The 10,795-nt window shown below is 56.7% G+C and carries 17 protein-coding genes and 1 tRNA gene; 5 read left to right on the forward strand and 13 right to left on the reverse strand.

Annotated features, from left to right (window positions below; all coding sequences use genetic code 11):
- Window positions 1-11: 11 nt before the first annotated feature.
- The 6 genes from WCX49_RS10010 to WCX49_RS10035 are packed head-to-tail and all read right to left on the reverse strand — an operon-like array spanning window position 12 to window position 3,956.
- Window positions 12-347 (reverse strand): translation initiation factor, encoded by a 336-nt coding sequence (locus WCX49_RS10010; protein ID WP_345984946.1) that lies wholly within the window; start codon window positions 345-347, stop codon window positions 12-14.
- Window positions 334-558: a DUF1653 domain-containing protein gene (locus WCX49_RS10015; RefSeq protein ID WP_345984947.1), complete on the reverse strand. Its 225-nt coding sequence runs from the start codon at window positions 556-558 to the stop codon at window positions 334-336. Before WCX49_RS10015 ends, WCX49_RS10010 begins: the two co-directional genes overlap by 14 nt.
- Entirely contained in the window at window positions 551-1,384 is an 834-nt protein-coding gene (locus WCX49_RS10020; protein ID WP_345984948.1) for a DUF5718 family protein, read from the reverse strand. Before WCX49_RS10020 ends, WCX49_RS10015 begins: the two co-directional genes overlap by 8 nt.
- A complete protein-coding gene (locus tag WCX49_RS10025; RefSeq protein WP_345984949.1) occupies window positions 1,371-2,975 on the reverse strand; it encodes an ATP-binding cassette domain-containing protein in 1,605 nt (534 codons plus the stop codon). Before WCX49_RS10025 ends, WCX49_RS10020 begins: the two co-directional genes overlap by 14 nt.
- A gap of 30 nt (window positions 2,976-3,005) precedes the next feature.
- Window positions 3,006-3,461, reverse strand: coding sequence for a YchJ family protein (locus tag WCX49_RS10030; RefSeq protein WP_345984950.1), 456 nt, complete (start codon window positions 3,459-3,461; stop codon window positions 3,006-3,008).
- 51 nt (window positions 3,462-3,512) lie between these two features.
- Window positions 3,513-3,956: a hypothetical protein gene (locus WCX49_RS10035; protein WP_345984951.1), complete on the reverse strand. Its 444-nt coding sequence runs from the start codon at window positions 3,954-3,956 to the stop codon at window positions 3,513-3,515.
- A 103-nt stretch (window positions 3,957-4,059) separates the two neighbouring features.
- Here WCX49_RS10035 and WCX49_RS10040 point away from each other — a divergent pair, with 103 nt between their 5' ends.
- The 4 genes from WCX49_RS10040 (at window position 4,060) to WCX49_RS10055 (ending at window position 5,601) form a co-directional block, all read left to right on the forward strand.
- On the forward strand, window positions 4,060-4,263 hold the full coding sequence (locus WCX49_RS10040; RefSeq protein ID WP_345984952.1) for an RNA-binding S4 domain-containing protein: 204 nt from the start codon (window positions 4,060-4,062) through the stop codon (window positions 4,261-4,263).
- A 62-nt stretch (window positions 4,264-4,325) separates the two neighbouring features.
- Window positions 4,326-4,802: a hypothetical protein gene (locus WCX49_RS10045; protein ID WP_345984953.1), complete on the forward strand. Its 477-nt coding sequence runs from the start codon at window positions 4,326-4,328 to the stop codon at window positions 4,800-4,802.
- Window positions 4,803-4,814: 12 nt separating this feature from the next.
- Window positions 4,815-5,255 carry a hypothetical protein gene (locus WCX49_RS10050; RefSeq protein ID WP_345984954.1) on the forward strand — a complete coding sequence of 147 codons (441 nt, stop codon included), beginning with the start codon at window positions 4,815-4,817 and terminating at the stop codon, window positions 5,253-5,255.
- A 91-nt stretch (window positions 5,256-5,346) separates the two neighbouring features.
- A complete protein-coding gene (locus WCX49_RS10055; protein WP_345984955.1) occupies window positions 5,347-5,601 on the forward strand; it encodes a DUF3862 domain-containing protein in 255 nt (84 codons plus the stop codon).
- Between the two features lie 224 nt (window positions 5,602-5,825).
- Here the strand turns inward: WCX49_RS10055 and groL are convergent, their stop codons facing one another.
- Complete coding sequence (groL, locus tag WCX49_RS10060) at window positions 5,826-7,460, reverse strand: chaperonin GroEL (RefSeq protein WP_345984956.1); 1,635 nt, start codon at window positions 7,458-7,460, stop codon at window positions 5,826-5,828.
- A gap of 18 nt (window positions 7,461-7,478) precedes the next feature.
- Window positions 7,479-7,739 carry a co-chaperone GroES gene (gene groES, locus WCX49_RS10065; RefSeq protein WP_345984957.1) on the reverse strand — a complete coding sequence of 87 codons (261 nt, stop codon included), beginning with the start codon at window positions 7,737-7,739 and terminating at the stop codon, window positions 7,479-7,481.
- A 220-nt stretch (window positions 7,740-7,959) separates the two neighbouring features.
- On the opposite strand from groES, the gene WCX49_RS10070 reads away from it, so the two are divergent.
- A tRNA-Met gene (locus WCX49_RS10070) sits at window positions 7,960-8,036 on the forward strand.
- A 105-nt stretch (window positions 8,037-8,141) separates the two neighbouring features.
- On the opposite strand, the gene WCX49_RS10075 is transcribed toward WCX49_RS10070, so the two are convergent.
- The 5 genes from WCX49_RS10075 to WCX49_RS10095 are packed head-to-tail and all read right to left on the reverse strand — an operon-like array spanning window position 8,142 to window position 10,791.
- Window positions 8,142-8,795, reverse strand: coding sequence for a class I SAM-dependent methyltransferase (locus WCX49_RS10075; protein WP_345984958.1), 654 nt, complete (start codon window positions 8,793-8,795; stop codon window positions 8,142-8,144).
- Window positions 8,796-8,803: 8 nt separating this feature from the next.
- Window positions 8,804-9,133 (reverse strand): glutaredoxin domain-containing protein, encoded by a 330-nt coding sequence (locus WCX49_RS10080; RefSeq protein WP_345984959.1) that lies wholly within the window; start codon window positions 9,131-9,133, stop codon window positions 8,804-8,806.
- A 12-nt stretch (window positions 9,134-9,145) separates the two neighbouring features.
- On the reverse strand, window positions 9,146-9,523 hold the full coding sequence (locus WCX49_RS10085) for a biopolymer transporter ExbD (protein WP_345984960.1): 378 nt from the start codon (window positions 9,521-9,523) through the stop codon (window positions 9,146-9,148).
- A gap of 1 nt (window position 9,524) precedes the next feature.
- A complete protein-coding gene (gene exbB, locus WCX49_RS10090) occupies window positions 9,525-9,974 on the reverse strand; it encodes a TonB-system energizer ExbB (protein ID WP_345984961.1) in 450 nt (149 codons plus the stop codon).
- The gene (locus WCX49_RS10095; RefSeq protein WP_345984962.1) at window positions 9,964-10,791 is read right to left on the reverse strand and encodes a HAMP domain-containing sensor histidine kinase; all 828 of its coding nucleotides are present in this window, start codon (window positions 10,789-10,791) and stop codon (window positions 9,964-9,966) included. Before WCX49_RS10095 ends, exbB begins: the two co-directional genes overlap by 11 nt.
- Window positions 10,792-10,795: the final 4 nt, after the last annotated feature.

The raw sequence follows: 10,795 nt of genomic DNA on the forward strand, positions 1-10,795 counted from the left end.
GTATTGAGCGGTTACTTTTTGAAGCGGAAGGATTCGGCTTCGAGCAGGCTGCGCAGCTTCTCACTGCACTCTCCCTGGAACTCCATCCACGGCGCCTTGTAGCTGCCGCCGGAACCGAGCTTTTTCTTCACGCTTTTGAGCACGCCTTCGGCATCGCTCTTTTCCAGGGCGAACGGCCCGACGAGCGTGACGGTTTTTCCCCGCCGCTTTTCACGTTTGAAGACGAGAAGGTGTTTTTCGGGTGCGAGCAGCTCCGCCGGCACTTCCGTCCGGTGCGCTTCCACTTCCGACCAGCCGCTGCCGAGCTCCCCGCCGATAAAAAGGTCGAGCTTCTTACCGCGGCTCATGGGCTTCCCCGATATATTCAAACCGTTTGATGTAGACGCTCTCGTGGGGGATGCATTCGGTAAACATGGAGAGCGGGCGGACCCAGAGTCCGTGTTCGCCGTACAGGGCACGGTAGACGACGAGCTCCTCCTCCGTCTCGGAGTGCTTCGCCACGCCGAGCACCTCGTAGTGCTTCCCTTTGTAGTGCTGGTAGAGGCCCGGTTTAAGCACCGACGACCTTTTGGGAGAGGACGCACATCCCATTCGCTCTGTAGGCACCGGCGTCGATGCTTTCCATCACGGTATCGGCGTCGCAGCAGTTTGTATCATAGAGCACGACGATCACCTCGTCGCCCTCCTGAAGGAAGGTCGTCTCACCGTAAGCCGTATAGCGCGTCGCCCCGATGCTGATGATCATCTTCTCGGGGTATCCCGCCGCTGCCAGATAGGAGAGCACCGGTTCGAGCGGACCGGTATCGGTCTGCGTGTTGAGCTGATTGACGATCCAATCCGTGAGCTTGCTGTGGAAATAGCTGTAGCCCGTCAATGCGGCATCTTCACCGTAACGGTGCAGTTCGCTGCCGCGGCGCAGGAAGGAGGCGATGTGCCAGCTGTCCATCACGCCGTCCGGCGCGAAGGTGTCAATCGGCGTCATCTCCGCTCCGAGCCCCTTGCTCATTTCACCCCAGTTCTTCTTCTGCGAGATCTTTTTCGCTCCCGGGCGGCGGATGGAGCAGTCGTTGTAGGGAGCGAAACGCTCCGGCACGACCGCAACGACTTGGCCGTCTTCATAGCGCAGGCTGCACTCCAGTGCCACTTCCGGTTCCGCCTGGACATTCAGTGCTGCATCTTCGGGCAGTCTGATGGTGTCGGAAGAGAGGGGGTAGACGCCTATAGGCGCCTCAAAGCCCGGCATGTAGAAAGGGAAGATCCCCTTGGGACCGTTTTCGTCGGCGACTTCAAGGTCTTTGAAATCCTCGATTTCCCCGGCCTGCTCCAGGTGCAGGGCGAAGTTGCCGGCGATGCCGAACCCGGCGTAAGCTTTAAAGCTTTCCATGCTCTTTCGCCTCGGCAAACTCTTCGTAGCTGCCTTTGAAGTCGATATAGCTGCCGTCGGGCTTGAGTTCGATAATACGTGAGGCGAACGCGTCAAGCAGTTCGCGGTCATGGGAGACACAGATGACGTTGCCGTCGAAATTGAAAAGCGCTTCACCGAGGGCAACGATCGCTTCGAGGTCGAGGTGGTTGGTCGGTTCGTCCATAACGAGGAAGTTCGGCCCTTCGAGCATCAGTTTGCTCAGCATCATCCGGTGCTTCTCGCCCCCGGAGATGTTCGTCGCCGATTTCTCCTGCTGCTCACCGTTGAAGAGCATACGCCCCAGGCAGTTACGGATCTCGGAGATGTCCGCTTTCGGGTCGAAGGCGCGCAGCCAGTCATAAAGGGTGTCGTTGCTCTTGATACGGTCGGTCGTATCCTGCGGGAAGTAGCCCGGCTCTATGGTCGCGCCCCACTTCACCGTACCCTCTTTGGGCTTGAGCTCTTCCATGATGATCTGGCAGAGCGTCGTTTTACCGACACCGTTGGGACCGATCAGCGCGATCTTCTCGCCCGGCTCGATGTGGAGGCTGATGTTGTTCAGGACCGGGCCCTCGCCGTAGTCGTGGCTGACGTTGATGACGTCCAGGGCTTCGTCGCCCATCTGGCGCTTGGCCTTGAAGACGATACTCGGGTCACGGCGGCTTGATGGCTTGATATCCTCGATCTCCAGTTTTTCCAGCTGTTTCTGGCGGGACGTCGCCTGCTTCGCTTTGGAGGCGTTGGCGGAGAAGCGGCGTACGAAGGCTTCGAGCTGCTCTTTTTCCTTGAGCTTCTTATCGCGCTCCATCTCCATCTGCTTCGCCATGACGTTCGCGGCGATGTACCAGTCGTCGTAGTTGCCGGTAAATTCGCGGATCTTCTGGAAGTCGACGTCGAGGATGTTCGTGACGACGGCGTTGAGGAAGTGGCGGTCGTGGGAGATGACGACCATCGTCCCCTCATGGCGCTGCAGTTCGTTCTCCAGCCAGCTGATCGTCTCGATGTCGAGGTTGTTGGTCGGTTCGTCGAGGAAAAGGACTTCCGGTTTCGGGAAGAGCACCTGGGCCAGCAGGACCTTGAACTTGTCGCTGGAAGGCAGCGAAGACATCAGGTCATGGTGCTGCTCCGCCGGAATGCCGACGTTCTCGAGGATCTTCGTGATGTTGACGTCATACTCGTACGTCGGGTCCTCCTCGACGCTGATCACTTCCAGCTCCGCCAGGCGGTTGTTGACGGCGTCGTCTTCGAAGTCGCCGTTGGCATAGAGCTCCTCTTTTTCCTTGATGGCATCATAGAGGCGCTTGTTGCCGTACAGTACCGCGTCGGCGATGGTGTAATCTTCGAAGGCGAACTGGTTCTGCCCGAGGACGCCGACCTTCAGGCCCGATTCGATGGAGATCTCCCCTTCGTACTCTTTGTCCTGTCCGCTGAGGATCTTGAGGAATGTCGTCTTCCCGGCGCCGTTCGCACCGATGAGACCGTAGCGCTTGTGCGGGTCGAGTTTGAGGTTGATGCCTTCGAACAGCACGCGGCTGCCGAAGCGTTTTGTCAGGTTTGTAACTTGTACCATTATGTCATCGCTTCTGTAATTTTTTCGCGATTATACCATACAGCACTTTTTGAATTTTTTTCCGCTGCCGCAGGGACAGGGATCGTTCCGCCCGACGGAGGCTTCATAGAGGGTGCCTTCGTCATAGTACCAGCGGCCGTCCATGCGGCGGAAGGTGCTCTTTTCGTGGTGCACCCTGATGGGACCGTCGCCTTCGCGGTAGTAGGCTTTGAAGCTCACCGTTGCCGCACTGTCGGCCTCTTTTGCCTCGAGCACGTCCAGTTTAAGCCACCTCGTCGCCTCCGCATGCTGCCGGATCAGTTCGGCATCGTCTGGCACCTGTTTTTCGGGAACGGTTGTCGCGACGAGGTACTCACCCGCACCGAGCACATAGGCACTGTAACGCGAGCGCATAAGCGCCTCCGCCCCGGACACCGGGGCACTCCCGTCGATCAACGGTGCGCAGCACGTCTCGAACGTTTTTCCGCTGCCGCAATAACACTGCATATCCTCTCCTTCAAATGGGGGACGCATCATACCATGCAGCGCCAAAAGGGGTTATGCGGCGGAAAGGTAGCGGCTCATCAGGGCACAGTGGCGCGCCCGTTCGTAGTGGGAAGGGGTCAGGGCGACACCCTCGAGACGGTGCAGCATCCCGATAAGCTGGTCATAGTCGTTGAAAGCGAGCCCTTCGTTATGCAGGACACGCCGCGCCATCTCGGCAAGGACGGCGTCACTCGCATATTCCGGGAAGAGCATCCGGAAGTGGGCGTACGATACCGCAAGGCCGCTGCCCTGCGGTGCGAAGTGTTCCGCGACGATCTGCTGGGCGGTGCCCGCTTCGAGCCCTCTGGCGACGAGCGCTTCGGCGACGGCCTTGCGCACTTCGTGTTCGGACTGCTCCGCGCTACGGACAGTCACCGCGCTCGGACGCAGCGGTACGGCAAGCAGCAGATTACCCGCCAGAATCAAAGAACCCATAACTGTCATGACCGGTCGCATTCACTCTCCTTGCCGTTTATTTTGATATCGGAACAGTCTACCGACAAAGAGTAAACAGCGCATCCGCCCGCACACAAACCCAAGATTCAGGCTATAATTACGCATGACATACAAGATCGAAAACGAATTCATTGAACTCAATAAACTCATCAAGCTGCTCGACCTCGTCGACACCGGCGGGCAGGCGAAACAGCTGATCGAAAACGGCCTGGTCCTCCGCAACGGCGAGGTCGAAACCCGTAAACGGGCGAAGATCCGTCCCGGCGAAACCATCACCATCGGCGACGTCACCATTAAGACCGTCTGAGGCGTGTACGATTTACGTACTGTTAATGCGCCTCTAAACACCCCCTTTGCTATAATCGCGCCATGATTAAAACATTTGCACAACTCCTCGCGGAGGAGAAGATCGACACCATTGAAAGCGCACTGAAGGTGGCGCTGACAAACGCGAACGAATCCCCCTTCTGGTCACAGAAGGTCATGCCCCTGGCCCAGGCCGTGCTGGCCGTCCTCGTACCGCTGCGCGACCAGGGGCTGCTCTTTGACCCCGAAGGCAAACCCCAGCCCCGTCTCACATCCGAGCTCGTCCTGCGCTGGTGCGACCTTGTCAGCCTCAAGACCCTGGCGTTCACGCTGCAAAAAAGCAACGAGGCCGGCCGGCTGCTCCGCACCTCCCTCCCGGAAGAGGCCTGCGCAGCCTATGCGCCGATCGACCTGACCCTGCTCGGCACCTACCTGAGCGGCTACATGGTCAACCTCGAAAACGAGGCGCTCGATTTTCCGATCGCCCACTACAACCTGCACACGGGCATTGCCGGTGCGCTCGAACCCCTGATGAAATAAAGGCGAAACGTGATGACACAGGAACACCAGGCCCTCAAGACCGAACAGTACCTCAACCCGGCGGAGATCGCTTCGCACCTCGAAGGCGTCGAGTACATCGTGATGGCAGCCCCCGCCGTGCGCGACACGGCCAAAGCGCCGATCCACTTCACCCTTTTTCTCAATACGGCCGACAACCTGCCTGCCGATATCCAGCAGGCCGTCCTCGACAAATTTGCCGACCAGTACGGATTCCGCGGTATTGCCGACCTCTTCAGCCAACCTGACCGTGTCGCTTTCGCCGTGACCACGCAGGAGACGCCGATGCCCCTGCACCTCTTCAAGCCCGAAGACAAGATGCGCCTCCCCTCAACGGTGATGTTCGTCATGGATTTCGAGGCCGATTCCGACAACTTCCCCGAAGTCAAAGAGAAACAGCTGACCGGCTGGACCTACGCTTACGAAACGGAATAAATACACCCTGTTCCACCCGCTGGCATCTACTGCATGCCGGTGTCGCTGTCATCATGCTATAATTTTGCCACTACCATTCAAAGGAATCCTCTTGTCTAAACGTATCATGCTCCCTGCCCTTCTCCTGCTCCTTCTCAGCGGCTGCAGCAAAGTCACCAAAGAGAACTACGACAAAATCGAATCCGGCATGTCCTATGACGAGGTCGTCAAACTGATCGGGAAACCCGAAGAGTGTGCGGAAACCCTCGGCATCAGCAGCTGCCAGTGGAAAAACGACGGTGCCGTGATCGATATCAAGTTTATCTCCGACCAGGTAACGTTCACCTCGGCCAAAGGGCTGAAGTAAATCTTCCCTCTTCTGCTTCCGGCGGGAGCAGACCTCTTCTCATGCATTTAGCATCGTCTCTGCAACCCCTTTTCATACCGCACGCCTGAACAAAACTTCCGACACGACAAACGGTGCCGGTCTGATCACGGGGAAAAAAAGTGGAATAAAATAAAGGGAAAAAAGGTGTAGAAGATGGCGGGAACCCGTCGTTAACGGGTCTCCCTGAGGAGGCGCGTGGGGAGTTACATCATCCCCGGCATACCGCCCATGCCGCCCATGCCGCCCATATCCGGCGCAGGTTTCTCTTCCGGGATCTCGTGGATCGTCGCTTCCGTCGTCAGCAGGAGGCTGGAGACGGATGTCGCGTTCGTCAGGGCGACGCGCTCGACTTTGAGCGGGTCGATAATACCCGCTTCGAACATGTCGACATACTCGCCTGTCGCCGCGTTAAACCCGACGTTCTCGTTCGTAGCTGTCTCGATGCCGTTGACGACGACGCCCGTATCAAAGCCCGCATTGGCAGCGATCTGCTTGACCGGCGCCTTGACGGCGCGCAGGATGATCTCGTAACCGATCTTCTGGTCGCCTTCGAGGTCCAGCTGGACCTTGGACGCGGCACGGATCAGTGCGGCACCGCCCCCGATGACGATCCCCTCTTCCACGGCGGCTTTCGTCGCGGAGAGCGCATCGTCGACGCGGTCTTTCTTCTCTTTCATTTCCGTCTCTGTCGCGGCACCAACCTTGATGACGGCAACCCCGCCGGAAAGCTTCGCCAGGCGCTCCTGGAGCTTCTCTTTGTCGTACTCGGACGTCGTCGCCTCGATCTGCGTCTTGATCTCGTTGATGCGCGCCTGAACCGCCGCGCTGTCACCGATACCGTCGACGATCGTCGTGTTGTCTTTGTCGATGACGACGCGGGACGCCTGGCCGAGGTCGGCCAGGTTCGCGGACTCGAGCGTACGGCCGATCTCCTCGGAGATCACCTGGCCGCCGGTGAGAATAGCGATATCCTGCAGCATTGCCTTGCGGCGGTCACCGAAGCCCGGTGCTTTGACTGCTGAGATGTTGAGGATACCGCGCAGCTTGTTGACGACCAGGGTCGCCAGTGCTTCGCCTTCGACGTCTTCGGCGATGATGAGCAGCGGGCGGTTCGTCTTCTGCACCTGCTCGAGGACCGGCAGCAGGTCTTTGAGATTGCTGATCTTCTGGTCGAAGAGCAGGATGAACGGGTTTTCGATCTCCGCAATCATCTTCTCGCTGTTGGTGATGAAATAGGGGCTGAGGTAACCGCGGTCGAACTGCATCCCTTCGACGACGTCGAGTTCGTCGCTGATCCCCTTCGCCTCTTCAACGGTGATGACACCGTCCTGACCGACTTTCTCCATCGCTTCGGCGATCATGTTACCGATTTCGCTGTCGGAGTTCGCGGAGATTGTCGCGACCTGGGCGATCTCGGTCTTGTCCTTGATGGACTTGGAGATGGCTTTGAGCTCGGCGAGGATCGCTTCGGTCGCCTTGTCCATACCGCGCTTGACCTCAACCGGGTTCGCACCGGCCGTGATGTTGCGCAGACCTTCCTGGAAGATAGCATTGGCAAGGACCGTTGCAGTCGTCGTACCGTCACCGGCCTCGTCGGCCGTGTTGGATGCGACCTGCTTGACCAGCTGCGCACCCATGTTTTCCAGCGGATCTTTCAGTTCAATCTCGCGGGCGACGGAGACACCGTCTTTGGTGATATTAGGAGAGCCGTAGCTCTTCTGGATCAGGACGTTGCGTCCGCGCGGCCCCATCGTGACCTTGACGGCGTCCGTCAGCTTCTGTACGCCTGCGGCGAGGGTATTGCGTGCTTCATCCGAAAAGTGAATCTCTTTTGCCATATCTGTCTCCTCTAAAATTTATTTGATGATTCCAAAAATATCGTCGGCATCCATGATGAGATACTCTTTGCCGTCGAGGGAAAGCTCGTTGCCGGAGTATTTGCCGAAAACAACGGTATCGCCGACAGCGATGCTCTCGACGTCGCCGCCGATCGCAACGATCTTGCCCTGGGAAGGCTTCTCTTTTGCATTGTCCGGGATGATGATCCCTGAAGCGGTGGTCTGCGCATCTTCGACACGCTCGACAAGCACACGGTTACCAAGTGGTTGAAAGTTCATGTGTTCTCCTTTGCTTTACAAAGCACTATGTGCTAAAAATTTTACGCGCTAATTTTACTTGATAGCCATTTAATTGTCAAGAACTTTAGTGTATTTGGCTAAAGAATAGTTAGCCAATTAACATATAAACTGTTTAGCTAAACTATTGCGAAAAAGAAGACGATCACTTTTAGGAAAATCTAAGGACTCTGAAACTATAATTTCGGTCTTTCAAACGGATGTCAAGGTAGCTCAGCTGGTTAGAGCGCTGGTCTCATAAGCCGGAGGTCGAGAGTTCAAGTCTCTCTCTTGACACCATCCTTCCAAAAACTCCCTATTTACAGAACCTTCAAAATCAATACATTTAAAGTGTGCCCGAATCGTGCCCTTTTGGTATTCCGATCCTATACAACCATTAAATGCTCAAGCCATTTTTCTGATATAGAAAGCTGCGTAGTTTTGTGCCGTGTGCTTCGGCGTTGTATGAACAAAGGTTTCAGTATCGACGAGCTCCAGGCCTTCTGGCAGTTCTTCCTCTATCCTCTTCCGGTCATACCGCATCGTACTCAACCCCGCACACTCGATTTCGCCATCCGCGGCAAAGGTGTTGATGATGGCGGTGCCGCCCGGGAGCAGAGCGGCCTGCATCACCTCAAAATACTTCCGGCGCTCTGTTGCGTCCAGCAGGAAATGGAACATCGCCCTGTCATGCCAGACATGAAACTGACGCGGCGGGTTGAAATTGACGATATCCGAACAGATATATTCAGGGATGTTGGCATCCGACGCCAAACGCTCCCGGACAATCTGCAGTGACACTTCGGACGCATCCAATAGAGAGAGGTTCCGGTACCCCTTCCCAATAAGATAGTCGACCAGTAACGAGGCGCCGCACCCCACGTCGATGACAGCGTCATCCGGTTGCGCGAAGGTTTCAATCTGTGCAAGTGATTTGGCAGGAGTGGTTTGATGCCACAGGACGTCGGTATATGTTTTGGATCTGAAAAGGCTGTCCCAGTGTTCCCGGCGGAACGCATCCGGTAGAACGTTTTCCATACTTTCTGTCGTGTCGCTCATCCGGACGATTACGAAAGCCCCAGCTCTTTGTCGATCGTCTTCTGGTCGAAGCCGCAGATCCAGCGGTTGCCGATCAGCACGACCGGGACGCCGCGGCAGCCGTGTTTGAGACAGTCCTTCGCCGCCTGGTTGTTTGTGGAGATGTCGAAGGTACGGAACCTTATGCCTTTGTCCTTGAGGTACTTCTTGGCCGTCGTACACCATTTGCAACCCGGTGCCGTGAAGAGTGCCACCGGTTTCTGGCTTTTTGGCTTCGGTTTGCCACCGGCTTTTGCAGGGGAGGACTTGGCCTGTCCCGGTTTCGCCCCCTGCGGTCTGCTTTTTGGTTTTTCCGCCATCGTCTTGCCGCCCTACTCTTTCGTCACGATATAAAGCTGCTCGTGGTTGTACTTCTTAAGCAGGTCCATGACCGTCACGAAGTTCTGGAAGGTCGCGTCTTTGTCGCTGCGCAGCACCACCGTCTGATCCTTGGGAATCTCTGAAATGCGTTTTTCCAGCTCCGCGACGCTGATGGGTGTCTTGTCCAGGTGGTATTTCCCGTCCTTGGTCACGTAAACATCAATCTCTTTCTGCTCCTCTTTCTTGTCCGCGGACTTGGCATCGGGCAGTTCCACGGGAAGGATTCCCTGTTTGATGAATGTAGCGGTCGTCACGACCATGACCAAAAGCACGAGCAGGATGTCGATCAGCGGGATGACATTGATCTGGTCAAAGCGTTTACGCTGCATCCTACCGGTTCCCTTTTTGCGTGTTGACGTCCCAGTAGGTGAGCAGCCGCTCCATCTTGCGCAGCAGCGCCGTGTAGAAGACGATGGAAGGGATCGCGACGAGGATACCGAAGCCGGTCGCCTTCAGCGCCAGCGCCAGCCCCGTCATGACTTTTTTCGTATCGACCGTACCGATCTCACCGAGACCGTAAAAGGTGATCATGATCCCCAGGATCGTCCCCAGCAGGCCGACATAGGGCGCATTGGCCCCGATGGCAGAAATCGTCGAGAGGTTGTCGCTGAGATCGAGCTCCAGCAGTTCTTTGTTGTCATAGGCGTTGACATCGACGCCTCTGTAATACATCAGCCGTTCAATAAAGAGCCACAGGGCAACCACACTCATCAAAAGCAATGTGCCCATCACTCCGTAATCCAACAACTGTTCCGCCAACTCCAACCAATTACCCTGCATCTTCTGCTACCTCCGCTAAATTAAGTGTTACCGTCGTCCCCTGTCCCGGCGCCGAATCGATACTGAGCCCGATCTTGTGCCGGTCGCAGTAGCGTTTGACGAGGTCGAGCCCGATCCCGTACCCGGGGAGGGAGTCATCGCTCTGATAGTACCGGTCGAACACCTTGAAGAGCTCGACCTCATCCATGCCGCGTCCCTCGTCCCGGATCTCAAGGCGTCTGGCTTTCAGGTTCAGGCTGATTGTTGTCCCGCCGGGGGAGTTTTTGACCGCATTGTCGATCAGGTTGTCCACGACTTTGATGAAGCCCATTCTATCGAGTTTCAGACTAATGGGCTCTAAATCGCACACCAGCGATACGCCGGGGTAGATCTCCTGCAGCGCCTCGCAGCGCTCCTGCAGCAGCGGGGCGATCGCAACGGTGTCGATCCGCTCCTTTTGCATTTGGCTTTTGATCAGGTAGTCCAGTTCGTCGTAACGGGCCTCCAGGAGTTCGCACGCCGAGGCGATACGGCCGATCCGTTTGCGCGACTTTTCATCCGTGCACCCTTTCTCGAGCATCTGGGCGTTCGTCTTGATCGTACTGACCGGGATGTTGAGCTCGTGCAGCGTCTCTTTTGAGAATCGCTCCAGGGTCTCGAAGTGGCTGATCAGCGGTTCGATCGCGATCTTGGAAAACATCCAGCCCAGCAGCAGCGCAAACGGCAGAGCGATAAAAAGCAGCGCCACGATGGAGAAGATCTGGAACTGCAGCTGCAGCACAAACACTCCGGCGACTATCGTCAGCACCGAGACCACGTAGAAGAAGGCTATTGCCAAAAAG

The organism is Sulfurimonas sp. HSL-1656, from assembly GCF_039645585.1.
Classification (GTDB): domain Bacteria; phylum Campylobacterota; class Campylobacteria; order Campylobacterales; family Sulfurimonadaceae; genus Thiomicrolovo; species Thiomicrolovo subterrani.